Origin of the sequence: Streptomyces sp. NPDC097619, from assembly GCF_040302735.1 — a bacterium.
Lineage (GTDB): Bacteria > Actinomycetota > Actinomycetes > Streptomycetales > Streptomycetaceae > Streptomyces.
The window spans coordinates 1-17856 of the sequence record NZ_JBEOSD010000048.1 but is presented as its reverse complement, the minus strand read 5'-3'; the positions used below and the strand labels follow the sequence as shown (position 1 = coordinate 17856).

At 74.1% G+C, this 17856-nt stretch carries 13 protein-coding genes; 9 read left to right on the top strand and 4 right to left on the bottom strand.

Annotated features, from left to right (window positions below):
* Nucleotides 1-95: 95 nt before the first annotated feature.
* From ABTZ17_RS15855 to ABTZ17_RS15840, 4 genes are all read right to left on the bottom strand, one after another.
* Complete coding sequence (locus tag ABTZ17_RS15855; RefSeq protein ID WP_352196190.1) at nucleotides 96-2531, bottom strand: transglutaminase TgpA family protein; 2436 nt, start codon at nucleotides 2529-2531, stop codon at nucleotides 96-98.
* Nucleotides 2528-3901, bottom strand: coding sequence for a DUF58 domain-containing protein (locus tag ABTZ17_RS15850; RefSeq protein WP_352196189.1), 1374 nt, complete (start codon nucleotides 3899-3901; stop codon nucleotides 2528-2530). The genes ABTZ17_RS15855 and ABTZ17_RS15850 overlap by 4 nt, the downstream gene beginning before the upstream one ends.
* A complete protein-coding gene (locus tag ABTZ17_RS15845; RefSeq protein ID WP_352196188.1) occupies nucleotides 3901-4938 on the bottom strand; it encodes an AAA family ATPase in 1038 nt (345 codons plus the stop codon). Before ABTZ17_RS15845 ends, ABTZ17_RS15850 begins: the two co-directional genes overlap by 1 nt.
* Before the next feature lie 144 nt (nucleotides 4939-5082).
* The gene (locus ABTZ17_RS15840; RefSeq protein ID WP_352196187.1) at nucleotides 5083-5625 is read right to left on the bottom strand and encodes a beta-class carbonic anhydrase; all 543 of its coding nucleotides are present in this window, start codon (nucleotides 5623-5625) and stop codon (nucleotides 5083-5085) included.
* Between the two features lie 303 nt (nucleotides 5626-5928).
* Here ABTZ17_RS15840 and rsmH point away from each other — a divergent pair, with 303 nt between their 5' ends.
* The 9 genes from rsmH to murG all read left to right on the top strand — a co-directional run bounded on the left by rsmH (nucleotide 5929) and on the right by murG (nucleotide 17694).
* Entirely contained in the window at nucleotides 5929-6885 is a 957-nt protein-coding gene (rsmH, locus tag ABTZ17_RS15835; RefSeq protein WP_352196186.1) for a 16S rRNA (cytosine(1402)-N(4))-methyltransferase RsmH, read from the top strand.
* Between the two features lie 49 nt (nucleotides 6886-6934).
* Complete coding sequence (ftsL, locus tag ABTZ17_RS15830) at nucleotides 6935-7504, top strand: cell division protein FtsL (RefSeq protein WP_352196185.1); 570 nt, start codon at nucleotides 6935-6937, stop codon at nucleotides 7502-7504.
* A gap of 87 nt (nucleotides 7505-7591) precedes the next feature.
* Nucleotides 7592-9529 (top strand): peptidoglycan D,D-transpeptidase FtsI family protein, encoded by a 1938-nt coding sequence (locus tag ABTZ17_RS15825; RefSeq protein ID WP_352196184.1) that lies wholly within the window; start codon nucleotides 7592-7594, stop codon nucleotides 9527-9529.
* A gap of 9 nt (nucleotides 9530-9538) precedes the next feature.
* Entirely contained in the window at nucleotides 9539-11242 is a 1704-nt protein-coding gene (locus ABTZ17_RS15820; RefSeq protein ID WP_352196183.1) for a UDP-N-acetylmuramoyl-L-alanyl-D-glutamate--2,6-diaminopimelate ligase, read from the top strand.
* Nucleotides 11239-12669 (top strand): UDP-N-acetylmuramoyl-tripeptide--D-alanyl-D-alanine ligase, encoded by a 1431-nt coding sequence (locus ABTZ17_RS15815; protein WP_352196182.1) that lies wholly within the window; start codon nucleotides 11239-11241, stop codon nucleotides 12667-12669. Before ABTZ17_RS15820 ends, ABTZ17_RS15815 begins: the two co-directional genes overlap by 4 nt.
* Nucleotides 12666-13736: a phospho-N-acetylmuramoyl-pentapeptide-transferase gene (gene mraY / locus ABTZ17_RS15810; RefSeq protein ID WP_352196181.1), complete on the top strand. Its 1071-nt coding sequence runs from the start codon at nucleotides 12666-12668 to the stop codon at nucleotides 13734-13736. The genes ABTZ17_RS15815 and mraY overlap by 4 nt, the downstream gene beginning before the upstream one ends.
* The gene (gene murD / locus ABTZ17_RS15805) at nucleotides 13733-15163 is read left to right on the top strand and encodes a UDP-N-acetylmuramoyl-L-alanine--D-glutamate ligase (RefSeq protein WP_502994693.1); all 1431 of its coding nucleotides are present in this window, start codon (nucleotides 13733-13735) and stop codon (nucleotides 15161-15163) included. The genes mraY and murD overlap by 4 nt, the downstream gene beginning before the upstream one ends.
* Nucleotides 15164-15216: 53 nt before the next feature.
* Entirely contained in the window at nucleotides 15217-16593 is a 1377-nt protein-coding gene (ftsW, locus tag ABTZ17_RS15800; protein ID WP_352196179.1) for a putative lipid II flippase FtsW, read from the top strand.
* A 6-nt stretch (nucleotides 16594-16599) separates the two neighbouring features.
* Nucleotides 16600-17694, top strand: a complete 1095-nt coding sequence (murG, locus tag ABTZ17_RS15795) for an undecaprenyldiphospho-muramoylpentapeptide beta-N-acetylglucosaminyltransferase (RefSeq protein WP_352196178.1) — start codon at nucleotides 16600-16602, stop codon at nucleotides 17692-17694.
* Nucleotides 17695-17856 lie beyond the last annotated feature (162 nt).

Here is a 17856-nt window from a genome sequence, read left to right as displayed (position 1 = left end):
CCCTCCCCGAAACCGAGTGCCGCGCCCCGGCCCCGCCGGTGTGCGAGGCGGGCCGGGGCCCCGGGGGTGGGAGGCCCCCGGGAAGCCCGGGTGGGTCAGGACGGGCGGCGGAGCGGGAGACGGAGGCGGTCGCGGGCCTTGGCGGCCCGGGCCGTGAGGGCCGCCCACCGGTCGGCGGCGCCCCACAGGACGCGCACCGCGGACCGCGGGAAGAGTCGCGCCCGCAGTCGGGCCCGTCGTCCCACCCCGGCCAGCAGCCCGGCCCGGGCGAGCAGGACGTCCTCCCGAAGCCCGGAGACCCCGGGAGCCGTCGGCGCGTACAGGTGGCGCTCCACCGCCCCGGCGACCCGGTGCACGGCGGCCGCGTGCTCCCCGTCGAGTCGTCCCTCGCGGACGATCCGTTCGGCGGCCCGCCGCGGGGACAGCGCCTCGTCGGGCGGGATCCCCACGTCCCAGGCGGCGTCGGTGAGCTCCTGCCAGACCGGCATGACCCCGCCCTCGCGGGGTCCGCCCCCCGGCCGGCCGGAGCCGGTCGCGGCCGGGGGACCGGCCGCCGCGGACGGGGCGCGGGCGGAGAGCCTTCGGCGTCGGGCCGCCAGCCGCCACAGCAGCGGCAGGGCCGCGAGGAGGAGCAGCGGGACGGCCACCGCCAGGCCCACCAGGACCCGGGTCCACCAGGGCGTGCCCCGGTCGGTGGCGCCGGCCGCGGTCCGCGGGTCGGGCCCGCAGTCGCCGAGCCGCCGCATCTGCGGGGTGCACGCGGCCGAGGAGCTCGGCGCGGGCACGGCGCCGGCGGTCTCGTTGCGCGGGGCCTCCGTGGTGGGGCCGGCGGTCCGGCCCGGGGTGACGGTGCGGACCGAGTAGCCGGGGGTGCTGCCCCGGGACGGGGTGGGCTCGAAGCGGATCCAGCCCGCGCCCTCGAAATACAGCTCCGGCCAGGCGTGCGCGTCGCGCAGGCCCACCGAGACCGTGCCGTCCGGCTGCTGCGTGCCCGGGGTGAAGCCCACCGCGACCCGCGCCGGGATCCCCAGCTCGCGGGCCATCGCGGCCATCGAGAAGGAGAAGTGCACGCAGAAGCCCCGCTTGTCCTTCAGGAAGCGCGCGATGGCCTGCGAGCCGGTCCCCGAGGAGACGTTCGTGTCATAGGTGAAGCCGCCCGTGGAGGAGAACCACTCCTGGAGGGCCACCGCCCGCGCGTAGTCGGTGCGGGCGGTCCGGGTGACGAACCGGGCGGTCTGCCGCACCACGTCGGGCAGGTTGTCGGGCAGCGCGGTGTAGGGCCGCAGCTCGGCCGGGGCCGGCGGGGCCGCCTCCAGCTGGGCCGGGGTGGGCTCCACGCGCAGGCTGCGCACGGTGTACCGGGCCCCGCGGGTGTCCTGGTCGTGGTCGCCGACGACGGTGCGGCCCTCGGGCTCGTACCGCCAGTCCCCGTCGATCTCGATCCGGGTGGCCGGGTACGGCATCGGCAGGTACGTCTGCCCGTACCAGCCCGCCGCGGACAGGCTGGTCCGCACCTCGGTGGTCTTCACCTGCGGGCCCAGCCCGGCCGGGGCCGGGAGCTGGTCCGGCACCGCGGTGATCTTGCGGTCGGAGGTCTTCCAGGAGGTGCCGTCGAAGGAGTCGAGGGCCACGATCCGCAGGTACTGGCCGGAGGGGTCGGTGCCGTCGGTGCGGTAGCGCAGCACCTCGCGGTTGTCCGGCTGGTTGAGGTTGTCCCGCAGGGAGACCAGCGGGTTGACGGCGGAGATGGTGCCCCCGCCCAGGACGGAGCCCTCGCCGCCGTCGCCGGCGCCGAGCATCCCGCCGTCCAGGCCGGGCAGCACCAGCGGTACGGACACGGCGATGCCCAGGGCCGCGGCGCCGAGCCGGCGGCCGGTCCGCGCGGGCGCCGAGACCCCGCCGGAGCCCAGCCCGGCGTTCGAGCGGCCGCGTCCGGCCGCGCCGAACACCCGCCCCCACTGGGCGAGCCGGTCCCGGCTCTCCGCGAGGAGCAGCAACAGGTAGCCCGCGGCGGCCAGCAGGAAGAAGCCCCAGGCGGCGCCGCCGTCGGTGAGGCCCGCCGCCACCGAGTACAGGGCGAGCAGCGGCAGACCGGCCGCGGCGGCGCTGCGGAAGGTCACCGCGAGCAGGTCCACCAGCAGGCCGATGGCCAGGACCCCGGAGACGAGCAGCAGTCCGATGCCGTCGGTCAGCGGGGCGGGGCTCGCGTAGTGGCTCACGTCCTGCACGCCCTGCTCGTACAGGGCGGCCAGGTCCCGCAGGACCCCGGGGCCGGGCAGGACCCCGGCCAGGGCCCGCTCGCCCGCGTAGAACAGCGTCAGCAGGACCACCGAGACCAGCAGCTGGGCGGCCACCGTCAGGGTGCGGGGCAGCGGCACCCGCCGGGCCAGGGCGCCCGCGCCGGACTGCGCGGCCAGCAGCAGCGCCGCCCGCAACAGCCAGGTGTCCGGGTGCACCAGCGGGATCAGCGAGCAGGCCGTCATCAGGACGGCCAGCAGCGCGAACAGTGTCAGTCGTGCCCGGCCGCTCATGACCAGCCCCCCGTACCCGAGGCGGAGCCGTGGCCGCCGCGTTCGTCCGCCGCCTGTCGCCACGCCTCGCCGAAGCCGGTGCCCGGCGGCACCGCCAGCACCGTCCAGCCGGATTCGCGCAGCCGGTTCAGGTGCTCGCCGTCCTTCGGGCCGGCCGCGGCGGGCGCGCCGTCCGCGGGCTCCTCCCAGGTCGTCGGGTCCAGGACGAAGGCCAGCGCGGCCCCGCCGCGCTGCCGCATCCGCGCGGCCAGTTCCGCCTGCTGCTCGTCGAGCCCGCCGAAGAAGGCCACGATCAGTCCCTCGTTCCCGCCGCGCAGGGCGTCGCCCGCGCGGGAGAGCCCCGCCCCGTCGGAGTGCCCGACCACGGCCAGGGCGTCCATCAGCAGTCCGGCCGCTTCCGCGGACTCCGGACCGCCGGAGGTGAAGCCGCCCTCGCCCTCGGCGGGCACGGACAGCCCGGCGTCCGTCAGGAGCCGTACCGAGAAGCCGCGTTCCAGCAGGTGCACCAGGACCGAGGCCGCCCCCGACACCGCCCATTCGAAGGCCGAGTCGGGTCCCGCGCCCCGGTAGCCGACCCGACGGGTGTCGAGCAGGACGGTGGCCCGGGAGCGCTGCGGCTGCTCCTCGCGGCGCACCATCAGCTCGCCGTAGCGGGCGGTGGAGCGCCAGTGCACCCGGCGCAGGTCGTCGCCGTAGCGGTAGCCGCGCGGGATCACGTCGTCGTCCCCGGCCAGCGCCAGGGACCGCTGCCGGCCCTCGCCGTAGCCGGAGGACTCGCCGGTCAGCCGGACCGCGGGCAGGGGTTCGGTGCGCGGCACCACCGTCAGGGTGTCGTACGCGCTGAAGGAACGGGTCAGCTCCACCATCCCGAAGGGATCGGCCAGCCGGAGCTGGAGCGGGCCCAGCGGGTAGCGGCCGCGCAGGTCGGAACGGACCCGGTAGGACACCTCCCGCTTGCCGCCCGCCTCGACCCGGTCCAGGACGAAGCGGGGCCGCGGCCCCAGTACGTACGGGACGCGGTCCTGGAGCATCAGGAGCCCGGTGGGCAGCCGGGAGACGTTGTCCATCCGCAGTCGCACCCGTGCCTCGGCGCCGGCCGGGACCCGCAACGGGGTCAGCCGGCGGCTCGCCGCGACCCGGTAGCGGGTCCGGTGCAGGGCCACCGCGCACAGCAGCGGCAGCACCATCAGCAGCACGCCGACCCGCAGCAGGTCGCCCTGGCCGAGCACGTACGCGCAGGCGGCGGCCGCGCCGCCCGCGGCCAGGAAGGACCGGCCGCGGGTGGTGGTGCCCGACAGGGCCTCGCGGAGCCCGGCCCGCTCGCCGGAGTCGGGTCTCCCGGCGGGGGCGGGGGACGCCCCGGCCGCCATCAGAAGCCCCGGACGCCGGGCGCGCGCTCACCGGCGCGGGCGGGGGAGCCGATGCCCCCGCCGCCCGCGGCCGCGGTGGGTACCGGGGTGCGCTGGAGGATCTCCGCGACCACCTGCTCGGCGGTGCGGCGGTTCAGCTGGGCCTGCGATGTGGGCAGCAGGCGGTGCGCGAGGACCGGGGCGGCCAGCGCCTGCACGTCGTCGGGCAGCACGTAGTCCCGGCCGGCCAGCGCGGCGGCGGCCTTCACGGCGCGCAGCAGGTGCAGGGTGGCCCGCGGGGAGGCGCCGAGCCGCAGGTCGGGGTGGGTGCGGGTGGCGGAGACCAGGTCGACCACGTAGCGGCGGACCGGCTCGGCCACGTACACCTCGCGGACGGCGTCTATCAGCTTCACGATGTCGTCGGCGTGGGCCACCGCCTGGAGCCCGTCCAGGGGCGAGGTGCCGCCGTGCACGTCGAGCATCTGGAGCTCGGCCTCGGGGCTGGGGTAGCCCACCGAGACCCGGGCCATGAAGCGGTCGCGCTGGGCCTCGGGGAGGGGGTAGGTGCCCTCCATCTCCACCGGGTTCTGGGTGGCGACGACCATGAAGGGGCTCGGCAGCCGGTAGGTCTGCCCGTCGGAGGTGACCTGCCGCTCCTCCATGGACTCCAGGAGCGCCGACTGCGTCTTGGGGGAGGCGCGGTTGATCTCGTCCCCGATGACGATCTGGGCGAAGATCGCGCCCGGCTTGAACTCGAACTCGTGGCGCTGCTGGTCGTAGATGCTGACGCCGGTGATGTCCGAGGGCAGCAGGTCGGGCGTGAACTGGATGCGCTGCACGGAACAGTCGATGGACTTGGCCAGGGTCTTGGCCAGCATCGTCTTGCCCACCCCGGGCACGTCCTCGATCAGGAGGTGCCCTTCCGCGAGCAGCACGGTCAGCGCGAGCCGGACGACCTCGGGCTTGCCCTCGATCACGCTCTCCACCGACCGGCGCACCCGGTCGGCGGTGGTGGTCAGATCAGCGAGGCTGCTCGCACGATCGTCATAGGTGGTCACCCGGCCCTCCTCGGCCCTTTCCCGGGCCGACACCTCTGCGCATGACCGGCCCACCCCGAAAAAACTGCGGACACCGGCCGAAAGGGATTCGTTTCCCCGGGGGCGTCACACCGCATTCTTGACGGCGGAACGCCCCCGTGTCACTCAGGAACGGGGATCGATCTCCCGGAGCAGGCCCGTGCTCACGTCGAAGACGAAGCCTCGCACGTCATCGACGTGGAGGAGGAACGGGGAGGTCCGGACGCGCTGCAGGGACTGCCGGACGTCCTGGTCCACGTCCCGGAAGGCCTCCACGGCCCAGGCGGGGCGCTGGCCCACCTCGTCCTCCAGTTCGTGCCGGAAGTCCTCCGTCAGCGACTCGAGTCCGCAGCCGGTGTGGTGGATGAGGACCACGGCGCGGGTGCCGAGCGCGCGCTGGCTGATGGTGAGGGAGCGGATGGTGTCGTCGGTGACGACCCCGCCCGCGTTGCGGATGGTGTGGCAGTCGCCGAGCCGGAGGCCGAGTGCGGCGTGCAGGTCGATCCGGGCGTCCATGCAGGAGACCACGGCCACGCCGAGGACCGGGCGGGCGTCCGTGCCCGGGTCGGTGAAGGCGGCGGCGTAGCGGCGGTTCGCCGCCAGCAGCCGGTCGGTGACGGAGCCGGTCCCGGTGGGGGAGTCGGCGGACGGGGCGGCGGGAGCGGTCATGTCCACGACCGTACGGCGCGGGCCCGGCCGGACCAGGGGCCGGGGCGGACAAAGAGCGGGCTCCGGCTTTGGTGTGAGCTGACCCACACGTGGGCGAGTTACGCCGTCGAACGGGTGATAAGCGGCTTTTGCCCGTGCGGACCCGGAGCCCGCACGGCACGCGGGCCGGTTCGTTGACCGGGCCGACCCGTGGACTAAAGTGGCGCGAACCGGCCGCGGCCCGGGCCTCGGCCCCCGCCCGGTCCCGAACACCCCCGTGCGCGGCGCGTATCGCGCAGGTCGCGCCACTGTCTGAGAGGGCGCATGAGCGAGACCCGACACGTCCCGGTGATGCTCCAGCGGTGCCTGGACCTGTTGGCCCCGGCGCTGGAGAGGCCCGGTGCGGTGGTCGTCGACTGCACCCTCGGCCTCGGCGGCCACAGCGAGGCCCTGCTGACCCGCTTCCCCGAAGCCCGACTGATCGCCCTGGACCGGGACAAGGAGGCCCTGCGCCTCTCCGGCGAGCGGCTCGCCCCCTTCGGCGACCGGGCCACCCTGGTCCACGCCGTCTACGACGAGCTCCCCGAGGTCCTGGCCCGCCTGTCCGTTCCGAAGGTCCAGGGCGTCCTGTTCGACCTCGGGGTCTCCTCCATGCAGCTGGACGAGGCCGACCGCGGCTTCGCCTACGCGCAGGACGCCCCGCTGGACATGCGCATGGACCAGACGACCGGCATCAGCGCCGCCGAGGTCCTCAACACCTACCCGCCGGGCGAACTGGTCCGCATCCTGCGCGCCTACGGCGAGGAGAAGCAGGCCAAGCGGATCGTGTCCGCCGTGGTCCGCGAACGCGAGAAGGAGCCCTTCTCCACCAGCGCCCGGCTCGTCGAGCTCATCCGCGACGCCCTCCCGCAGGCCGCCAAGCGCACCGGCGGCAACCCGGCCAAGCGCACCTTCCAGGCCCTGCGCATCGAGGTCAACGGCGAGCTGTCCGTCCTGGAGCGGGCCGTGCCCGCGGCCGTGCGGGCCCTGGCGGTCGGCGGCCGCATCGCCGTGCTCTCCTACCACTCCCTGGAAGACCGGCTGGTCAAGCAGGTCTTCTCGGCGGGAGCCACCAGCACCGCCCCGCCGGGCCTCCCGGTGGTGCCCGAGAAGTACCAGCCCAAGCTGAAGCTGCTGACCCGCGGCGCGGAACTGCCGACCGAGGAGGAGGTCGCCGAGAACCGGCGCGCCGCCCCGGCCCGCCTCCGCGGGGTCCAGCGGATCCGCGAGGAGGAGCTGTGACCGAGCCCGAGCGACCGGAGCACCGGGAGGCCGAGTGACCAAAGGGGCCGTGCCCACGCGCGGCGGCCGCCTCGGGGGGGTGCTCCGGGCCCGGCCCGCGGGTCCCGCCGGGCCCGCGCGCACCCCGTTCGTCCTGTTGGTGGTCGTCCTGCTGGCAGGCGGACTGATCACCCTGCTGTTGCTGAACTCGGCCCTGAACGAGGGCTCCTTCCACCTCAGCAAGCTGAAGAAGGAGACCACCGCCCTCACCGACGAGCAGCAGGCCCTCCAGCGCGACGTGGACGCCTACTCGGCCCCCGACGCCCTGGAGCGCCGCGCCCGCGAGCTGGGCCTGGTCCCCGGCGGCGGCCCGGTCTTCCTCCGCCCCGACGGCAAGGTCGACGGGGTGGCGAGCACCGCCTCCGCCCCGCCGCCCGTGCCCGCCGAACCGGCCGCGGCGGGCCCCGCCGCCCCGCCGCACGCCGCCGACCCGGCCGTCGCCGGCTCCCCGGCCCCGACCGCCTCCGCGCCCGCCGCGAGCGGTTCCGCCCGCCCGGCCCCCGTCCCGTCCGCACCGGCCGCCCCCACCGGCCCGTCCGCCGCCCCCGACGCGAAACCCACCCCGAACCCCGGCAGGTGACGACGTGACCGCCCAGCAACCGCCCCGCCCCGCCCGGGCGACCCAGGCCGGGCGACCCCCGGTCGCCCCGCGTGCGGAGGGGACGCGGTGAGCCCCCGGGACACCCCCCGCCGCCGCACGGTCCCCGGACCCGGCCGTCCGCGCGGCACCGAACGGGCCCGGCCCGGCGGCCGCCGCCCCGCGACCCGCCCCGCGGGCATCACCCTGGGCAGCCCCCGCCCCCGGCTCCGCCTGGTGGGCATCGGCCTGACCCTGGTCATGCTCGCCTTCGTCGTCCGGCTCCTCCAGGTCCAGGCGGTGGACGCCTCCGAGTACTCCGCCCAGGCCGAGAAGAACCGCTACGCGACCTACACCCTCGCCGCCGAACGCGGCCGGATCACCGACCGCTCCGGGATCGCCCTGGCCACCAGCGTCGACGCGTACGACATCACCGCCGACCCGACGATGTTCACCCCCAAGGAGAGCAAGGCCCCGGACGCCCCCGAGCAGGCCGCCGCGCTCCTCGGACCCATCCTCGGCAAGGACCCGAAGGAACTGACCGCCCGGCTGCGGACCCCCCACACCAAGTACGTGGTCCTGGCCCGCCGCCAGACCCCCCAGGTCTGGAACCAGATCAAGGACCTCAAGAAGGCGTTCGCCGACAAGGCCCGGGACGACAAGCGCGGCAACGGCCCCGGGGCCAACGTCCTCGCCGGCGTCTTCAACGAGCCCAGCAGCAAGCGGGTCTACCCCAACGGCACCCTCGCCGCCGGGATGATCGGGTACGTCAACTCCGAGGGCAAGGGCGCCGGCGGCCTGGAGTCCGCCCTCGACGAGAAGCTCGCGGGCCAGGACGGCGAACTGCGCTACGCCCAGTCCGGCGGTCGCCGGGTGCCCACCGCGGGCTCCCGCGAGAAGCCCGCCGTGCCCGGCTCCGACATCGAGCTGACCATCGACCGCGACATCCAGTGGGCCGCGCAGAACGCCATCACCGAGCAGGTCACCGCCTCCAAGGCCGACCGCGGCTACGTGATCGTCCAGGACACCCGCACCGGCGAGATCCTCGCCATGGCCAACGCCCCCGGCTTCGACCCCAACGACCTCACCAAGGCCCGGTCCGCCGCCATGGGCAACGCGGCCCTCCAGGACGTGTACGAACCGGGCTCCACCGCCAAGGTCATCTCCATGGCCGCGGTCCTGGAGGAGAAGGCCGCCAACCCCCTCACCCGGGTCACCGTCCCCAACCGGCTGCACCGCGGCGACCGCCTCTTCAAGGACGACATCGACCACCCGACCTGGTACCTCACCCTCAACGGGGTGCTCGCCAAGTCCAGCAACATCGGCACGATCCTGGCGACCGGACAGCTCGGCAAGACCCAGTCCGACGCCAACGACGTCCTGTACTACTACCTGAAGAAGTTCGGCATCGGGGACCCCACCGGCCTGGACTACCCGGGCGAGTCCCGCGGCCTCCTCGCCAAGCCCCGCGACTGGTCCACCTCCCAGCAGTACACGATCCCCTTCGGCCAGGGCCTGTCCGTCAACGCCCTCCAGGCCGCCTCCGTGTACTCCACCGTCGCCAACGGCGGGGTCCGCATCGAACCCACCCTGGTCCGCGGCACCAAGGGTCCGGACGGGCGGTTCCTGCCCGCCCCCGAACCCCACCGCACCCGCGTGATCAGCGAGGGCACCGCCAAGACCCTCGCCCAGATGCTCGAATCCGTCGTCGACGACCAGGAGGGCACCGGCACCAAGGCCCGCATCCCCGGCTACCGCGTCGGCGGCAAGACCGGCACGTCCAACCGGGTGGATCCGGCCACGGGCCGCTACAAGGGCTACACCGCCTCCTTCGCCGGCTTCGCCCCCGCCGACTCCCCCCGGCTCACCGTCTACTGCGCCATCCAGAACCCGACCAAGGGCAGCTACTTCGGCGGCCAGATCTGCGGCCCCATCTACAAGAAGGTCATGGAGTTCGCGCTCAAGACCCTCCAGATCCCGCCCACCGGGTCCGCTCCCGCCGGGCTGCCCGTCACCTTCACCCCGTAAGGCGCCACCGTGACCACGATCACCCAGGACCCCGGGAACCGCCGTACTCCCGAGCCCTCGATTCCCGGCGGGCCCGGAACGCCCGGTACGCTCACCGCCGTGCCCCACGCTGATCAGCCCAGAACCGCCCAGAAGGACACCCCGGCAGCGCCGCCGGGGGTTCCCCGGCCCGCCACCCCGCGCCCGATCCCCCTGGGCGACCTGGCCGGCCTGCTGGGCACCACGCCCACCGGCGCCCCGAACGGACCGGCCCCGGACCTGGTCACCGGCATCACCCACGACTCCCGCGCGGTCCGCCCCGGCGACGTCTACGCGGCCCTGCCCGGAGCCCGCGTCCACGGCGCGGAGTTCTCCGCCCAGGCCGCCGCGCTCGGCGCCGTGGCCGTGCTGACCGACCCCGCGGGCGCCGAACGCGCCGCGGCCACCGGACTGCCGGTCCTCGCCGTCGAGGACCCGCGCGGCCGGATGGGCGACCTCGCCGCCGAGATCTACGGCCGGCCCGGCCGCGACCTGCTCCAGCTCGGCATCACCGGCACCTCCGGCAAGACCACCACGGCCTACCTGGTCGAGGGCGGACTGCGCGCCGCGGGCCGGACCACCGGCCTCGTCGGCACCGTCGAGATGCGGATCGGCGACGAGCGGATCAAGTCCGAGCGCACCACCCCCGAGGCCACCGACCTCCAGGCCCTCTTCGCCGTCATGCGCGAACGCGGCGTCGAGGCCGTGGCCATGGAGGTGTCCAGCCACGCCCTGGTCCTCGGCCGCGTCGACGGCTGCGTCTTCGACGTGGCGGTCTTCAACAACCTCAGCCCGGAGCACATGGAGTTCCACTCCGGCATGGAGGACTACTACCAGGCCAAGGCCCAGCTCTTCACCGAGCGCCGGGCCAGGGTCGGCGTGGTCAACCTCGACGACGAGTACGGTCGCCGGCTGGCCAAGGAGGCCACGATCCCGGTGGTCACCTTCTCCGCCGAGGGCGACCCCGCCGCCGACTGGCGCGCCGAGGACGTGGTCACCGGACCCGTCGGCTCCACCCTGACCCTCCTCGGCCCCGAGGGGCAGCGGATCAGCGCCGCCGCCCCCCTGCCCGGCCCCTTCAACGTGGCCAACACCGTGGCCGCCGTGGTCACCCTGGCCACCGCCGGCATCGACCCGCAGACCGCCGCCGACGGCGTGGCCGCCGTCCCCGGCGTCCCCGGCCGCCTGGAGAAGGTGGACGCGGGCCAGCCCTACCTGGCCGTGGTCGACTACGCCCACAAGACCGACGCCGTGGAATCGGTGCTCCGCGCCCTCCGCAAGGTCACCGAGGGCCGCCTGCACATCGTGATCGGCTGCGGCGGCGACCGCGACACCACCAAGCGCGGCCCCATGGGCGCCGCCGCCGCCCGGCTCGCCGACACCGCCGTCCTCACCTCCGACAACCCGCGCTCCGAGGACCCGCTGGCCATCCTGGCCGCCATGTTCGAAGGCGCCGCCTCGGTGCCCGCCGCCGAACGCGGCGAGGTCCTCCTCGACGCCGACCGCGCCTCCGCCATCGCCGCCGCCGTGGCCCGCGCCGAGCCCGGCGACACCGTGCTCGTCGCCGGCAAGGGCCACGAACTCGGCCAGGACACCAACGGCACGGTCCGGCCCTTCGACGACCGCGAGGTGCTGCGCACCGCGATCGAGAACTCCCTGCAACAGCACGCCCGACAGGCCGAGGTGACCCCGTGATCGCCCTCTCCCTCGCCGAGATCTCCGACATCACCGGCGGGCAGCTCCACGACATACCGGATCCGTCCGCCCTGGTGACCGGGGCCGTGGTCTACGACTCCCGCGAGGTCGAACAGGGCAGCCTGTTCGCGGCCTTCGCCGGCGAGCGCGTGGACGGCCACGACTACGCCGAGCGCGCCGTCGCCGCAGGGGCCACCGCCGTCCTGGCCACCCGCCCCGTCGGCGTGCCCGCGATCGTGGTCCCCGACGTGGTCGCCGCCCTCGGCGCCCTGGCCGGCTCCGTGGTCTCCCGGATCGGCGCCGACGTGGTGGCCCTCACCGGCTCCGCCGGCAAGACCTCCACCAAGGACCTGATCGCCCAGGTCCTCCAGCACCACGCGCCCACCGTGTGGACCCCGGGCAACCTCAACAACGAGATCGGCCTGCCCGTCACCGCGCTGCGCGCGACGGCGGACACCCGGCACCTCGTCCTGGAGATGGGCGCCCGCGGCGTCGGCCACATCCGCTACCTCACCGGCCTCACCCCGCCGCGGATCGGACTGGTCCTCAACGTCGGCACCGCCCACATCGGCGAGTTCGGCGGCCGCGAACAGATCGCCCTGGCCAAGGGCGAACTGGTCGAGGCCCTGCCCGCGGAGGCCGAGGGCGGCGTGGCCGTCCTCAACGCCGACGACCCGCTCGTCCGCGCCATGGCCTCCCGCACGAAGGCCCGCACGGTCTTCTTCGGAGAGGACCCGGAGGCCGAAGTACGCGCCGAGGACGTGCGCCTGACGCCCGACGGACGACCTTCCTTCACGCTTCACACACCCACCGGGTGCAGCGCGGTGACCTTGCGGCTGTACGGTGAGCACCACGTGTCGAACGCGCTCGCCGCGGCCGCCGTCGCCCATGTGCTGGGCATGTCCGTCGAGGAGACCGCCACCGCGCTCTCCGGAGCGGGCACGCTCTCCCGCTGGCGCATGGAGGTCACCGAGCGGGCCGACGGCGTGACGGTCGTCAACGACGCCTACAACGCGAACCCCGAGTCCATGCGGGCCGCCCTGCGCGCACTCGCCGCCATGGGCGGAGCCGCCAGGGAACGGGGGGGACGGACGTGGGCGGTGCTCGGTCCCATGGCCGAGCTCGGGGACGACTCGCTCGCCGAGCACGACGCGGTCGGACGGCTCGCCGTCCGGCTCAACGTGAGCAAGCTCGTCGCGGTCGGGGGCAGGGAAGCCTCCTGGCTGCAACTGGGCGCCTATAACGAGGGTTCGTGGGGTGAGGAGTCGGTGGTCGTGTCCGACGCACAGGCGGCGGTCGACCTGTTGCGCAGTGAACTGCGCCCGGGAGACGTCGTGCTGGTGAAGGCTTCCAGGTCGGCCGGGCTGGAGCGGGTCGCGGCCGCGCTCCTCGACGGCGCTGCCGAGGGCGAGGTCTCCGGCCGATGAGGCAGATCCTGTTCGCCGGTGTCATCGGCATGTTCCTGACGATCGTCGGCACCCCGCTGCTCATCAAGCTGCTGGCCCGCAAGGGCTACGGCCAGTTCATCCGCGACGACGGCCCCCGCGGCCACGCCGGGAAGAAGGGCACGCCCACCATGGGCGGCATCTCCTTCATCCTGGCCACCCTCGCCGCGTACGGGCTGACCAAGCTGATCACGGGCAGCCAGCCGACGTACTCCGGCCTGCTCGTGCTGTTCCTGATGGCCGGCATGGGCCTGGTGGGCTTCCTCGACGACTACATCAAGATCGTCAAGCAGCGCTCGCTGGGCCTCCGGGCCAAGGCCAAGATGGCCGGACAGCTCATCGTCGGCGTGGCCTTCGCCGTGCTCGCCCTCCAGTTCAAGGACGCCCGCGGGCTCGCCCCGGCCTCCACCAAACTGTCCTGGGTCTCCGACTTCGGCTGGCAGATCGGCCCCGTGCTGTTCGTCATCTGGGCCCTGTTCATGATCCTCGCCATGTCGAACGGCGTGAACCTCACCGACGGCCTCGACGGCCTCGCCACCGGCGCCTCCGTCATGGTCTTCGGCGCCTACACGTTCATCGGCGTCTGGCAGTACCAGGAGTCCTGCGCCAACGCGCAGACCCTCACCAACCCGGCCGCCTGCTTCGAGGTCCGCGACCCGCTCGACCTCGCCATCGTGGCCTCCGCCCTGATGGGCGCCTGCTTCGGCTTCCTGTGGTGGAACACCTCGCCCGCCAAGATCTTCATGGGCGACACCGGTTCCCTGGCCCTCGGCGGCGCCCTCGCGGGCCTGGCCATCTGTTCCCGCACCGAGCTCCTGCTCGCGCTGCTGGGCGGCCTCTTCGTCCTCATCACCATGTCCGTGGTCATCCAGGTCGGCTCCTTCCGCCTCACCGGCAAGCGCGTCTTCCGCATGGCCCCGCTCCAGCACCACTTCGAACTCAAGGGGTGGTCCGAAGTCCTGGTCGTGGTCAGGTTCTGGATCATCCAGGGCATGTGCGTGATCGTGGGCCTCGGTCTCTTCTACGCCGGATGGGCAGCCGACAAGTGAGCACCACGCAGGACTGGCAGGGCAAGCACGTCACCGTCGCCGGCCTCGGCGTGAGCGGCATCAGCGCCGCCCGCGCCCTGGCCGGCCTCGGCGCCGTCGTCACCGTCGTCGACGCCGGGGACGGAGACGCCCAGCGCGAACGCGCCGCCGAACTCGCCCCCCTGGGCGTCCGGGCCCGCCTGGGCGACGCCGAGACCCTCCCCGAGGGCACCGAACTCGTCGTCACCTCGCCCGGCTGGAAGCCGGACGGCCCGCTCTTCCGGGCCGCCGCCGAGGCCGGCGTGGACGTGGTCGGCGACGTCGAGATCGCCTGGCTGCTGCGCGGCCTCGACGGCCGCGAGCCCGCCCCGTGGCTGGCCGTCACCGGCACCAACGGCAAGACGACCACCACCCGGATGCTCGCCGCCATCCTGCGCGCCGCCGGACTGCGCACCGCCGCCGTCGGCAACATCGGCACCCCGATCATCGACGTGGTCCTCGGCGACGAGGAGTACGACGTCCTGGCCGTGGAGCTGTCCAGCTACCAGTTGCACTGGGCGCCCTCGGTGCGCGCCCACTCCGCGGCCGTGCTGAACCTCGCCCCCGACCACCTCGACTGGCACGGCTCCATGGAGGCGTACGCAGCCGACAAGGGCCGCGTCTACGAGGGCAACACCGTGGCCTGCGTCTACAACGTGGCCGACCGGGCCACCGAGGACCTGGTCGTCGAGGCGGACGTGGTCGAGGGCTGCCGGGCCATCGGCTTCACCCTGGGCGCCCCCGGCCCCTCCATGCTCGGCGTGGTCGACGGGCTCCTGGTGGACCGGGCGTTCGTCGAGAACCGGCAGAAGAACGCCCAGGAACTCGCCTCCGTCGAGGACGTGGACCCGCCCGCCCCGCACAACATCGCCAACGCCCTGGCGGCCGCCGCCCTGGCCCGCGCCTTCGGCGTGGCCCCCAAGGCGGTCCGCGAGGGCCTGCGCTCCTTCCGCCCCGACGCGCACCGGATCGCGCACGTGGCCGAGGTCGGCGGGGTCACCTACGTCGACGACTCCAAGGCCACCAACACCCACGCCGCGGAAGCCTCCCTGGCCGCCTACGAGCCGGTGGTCTGGATCGCCGGCGGCCTGGCCAAGGGCGCCTCCTTCGACGAGCTGGCCGAGCGCTCCGCGAAGCGGCTGCGGGCGGCCGTGCTCATCGGTCAGGACCGCGCCCTCATCCGGGAAGCGCTGGCGCGACACGCCCCGGAGGTCCCGGTGGTGGACCTCGACCGGACCGACACTGGGGCGATGGCCGCGGCGGTCCGGGAGGCGGCCCGCCTCGCGGAGCCCGGCGACACGGTCCTGCTGGCCCCGGCCTGCGCCTCGATGGACATGTTCGCGAACTACGGCCGTCGCGGTGACGCGTTCGCCGAGGCCGTCCGCGAACTGGCCGCCGAGGACGCGTAGGTCCGGGCGGGGTCTGTCCCGCCGGCTGCTCGTACGAGTGGAGGGGAACAGACATGCAGCGCGTGGCGGTGGACGGTGACCGGGGGTCCTCCCCGCCGAAGCCCCGGGGGCGCAGACGCCCGGTGCGGGCACCGAGGTTCTCGCGGCCCCGTGGCCCCTCCGGGCGCGGGCCGCTGGAGCGGTACCGGCGCAACTACCGGCAGTTGAAGCGGACCTGGGACCGGCCCCTGACCGCGTATTACCTGATCTTCGGCAGTGGGCTGCTGATCACGGTGCTCGGGCTGATCATGGTGTACTCCGCCTCGATGATCAAAGCCCTCCAGCTGGGCCTGTCCGCCTCGTACTTCTTCCAGAAGCAGTTCCTGGCGGCCGCGATCGGCGCCGTGCTGCTGCTCGCGGCGGCCCGGATGCCGGTGAAGCTGCACCGCGCCCTCGCCTACCCCGCGCTGGCCGCCACGGTCTTCCTGATGGCGCTGGTCCAGGTCCCCGGGATAGGGGTCTCGATCAACGGCAACCAGAACTGGATCTCGCTGGGCGGCCCGTTCATGCTCCAGCCCAGCGAGTTCGGCAAGTTGGCCCTGATCCTTTGGGGCGCCGACCTGCTGGCCCGCAAGGGCGACAAGCAGCTGCTGAGCCAGTGGAAGCACCTCCTGGTGCCCCTGGTCCCGGTGGCCTTCCTGCTGCTCGGCCTGATCATGCTGGGCGGGGACATGGGCACCGCGATCGTGCTCACGGCCATCCTGTTCGGCCTGCTGTGGGTGGCGGGCGCCCCCACCCGGCTCTTCGCCGGGGTGCTCGGACTGGCCGCGGTGGTCGGGGCGGTCCTCATCAAGACCAGCCCGCACCGCATGGAACGGCTCGCCTGCATCGGCGCCACCGACCTCGGCCCCGAAGGGGACTGTTGGCAGGCCGTGCACGGGATCTTCGCCCTGGCCTCCGGCGGTTGGTTCGGTTCGGGACTGGGCGCGAGTGTGGAAAAATGGGGACAACTGCCCGAAGCCCACACCGACTTCATCTTCGCCATCACCGGGGAGGAACTGGGACTGGCGGGGACGCTGTCGGTACTCGCCCTGTTCGCGGCTCTAGGCTATGCGGGTATCCGCGTGGCCGGACGTACGGAAGACCCCTTCGTCAGGTATGCCGCGGGAGGCGTGACCACCTGGATCACGGCCCAGGCCGTGATCAACATCGGTGCGGTGCTCGGTCTGCTGCCGATCGCCGGGGTCCCGCTCCCGCTGTTCTCCTACGGGGGGTCCGCCCTGCTTCCGACGATGTTCGCGGTCGGACTGCTCATCGCCTTCGCGCGGGAGGAGCCGGCCGCGCGCGCGGCGCTCGCGATGCGGCGGCCGGGAACCGGCTGGAAGCGGGCCGGGCTGAGATGGAAGTCGATGAGACGGCGCGACAAGAAGCGCCCGTCCGGAGAGCGGTGAATTTCGGTGCATGTCGTACTCGCCGGTGGGGGGACCGCCGGCCACATCGAGCCGGCGCTCGCCCTCGCGGATGCCCTGCGCAGGCAGGACCCGACCGTGGGCATCACGGCCCTCGGCACGGAACGCGGTCTGGAGACCCGTCTGGTGCCCGAGCGGGGCTATGAACTGGGGCTGATCCCCGCCGTTCCGCTGCCCCGCAAGCCCACCCCGGAACTGATCACCGTCCCCGGGCGGCTGCGCGGCACCATCAAGGCCGCCGAGCAGATCCTGGAGCGGACCAAGGCCGACTGCGTGGTCGGCTTCGGCGGCTACGTGGCCCTGCCCGGCTACCTGGCCGCCAAGCGCCTCGGTGTGCCGATCATCGTCCACGAGGCCAACGCCCGCCCCGGCCTGGCCAACAAGATCGGCTCCCGGTACGCGGCCGCCGTCGCGGTCTCCACGCCCGACAGCAAGCTGCGCAACGCCCGCTACGTGGGCATCCCGCTGCGCCGCACCATCGCCACCCTGGACCGGGCCGCCGTCCGACCCGAGGCCCGCGCGGCCTTCGGCCTGGACCCGACGCTGCCGACCCTCCTGGTGTCCGGCGGCTCGCAGGGCGCCCGCCGCCTCAACGAGGTGGTCCAGCAGGTCGCCCCGGCCCTCCAGCGCGCCGGGATCCAGATCCTGCACGCCGTCGGCCCGAAGAACGAACTGCCGCGTGTCGACAACATGCCCGGGATGCCCCCCTACATCCCGGTACCGTACGTGGACCGGATGGACCTCGCGTACGCCGCCGCCGACATGATGCTGTGCCGTGCGGGCGCGATGACCGTCGCCGAACTCTCCGCCGTCGGGCTGCCCGCCGCCTACGTACCGCTGCCGATCGGCAACGGCGAACAGCGGCTCAACGCCCAGCCGGTGGTCAAGGCCGGCGGTGGCCTGCTCGTCGACGACGCGGAACTGACCCCCGAATGGGTCCAGAGCCAGGTCCTCCCGGTGCTCGCGGACCCGCACCGGCTGTACGAGATGTCCCGCGCGGCGGCCGAGTTCGGCCGTCGGGACGCCGACGAACTGCTGGTGGCCATGGTCCACGAGGCGATCGCGGCACACCGGGCCCGCTGACGCGGCCCGCTCACACGCAGGAGGCGACCACGTGGCCGGACCGACGACCGCACAGCGCGGAGGCACCGGGGCCGCCGCCCGGCCACCCAAGTCGCCCCGGCGGGACCGGCCCCGCCATCGCGCGGGACCGGTCCCCACCGGCCCGGGACCGGTGCGCGCGAC

Coding starts and splice junctions, on each gene's coding strand:
- ABTZ17_RS15855 (WP_352196190.1), bottom strand. CDS start 2,531: ATGAGCGGCCGGGCACGACTGACACTGTTCGCGCTGCTGGCCGTCCTG.
- ABTZ17_RS15850 (WP_352196189.1), bottom strand. CDS start 3,901: ATGGCGGCCGGGGCGTCCCCCGCCCCCGCCGGGAGACCCGACTCCGGC.
- ABTZ17_RS15840 (WP_352196187.1), bottom strand. CDS start 5,625: ATGACCGCTCCCGCCGCCCCGTCCGCCGACTCCCCCACCGGGACCGGC.
- rsmH (WP_352196186.1), top strand. CDS start 5,929: ATGAGCGAGACCCGACACGTCCCGGTGATGCTCCAGCGGTGCCTGGAC.
- mraY (WP_352196181.1), top strand. CDS start 12,666: ATGAGGCAGATCCTGTTCGCCGGTGTCATCGGCATGTTCCTGACGATC.
- ftsW (WP_352196179.1), top strand. CDS start 15,217: ATGCAGCGCGTGGCGGTGGACGGTGACCGGGGGTCCTCCCCGCCGAAG.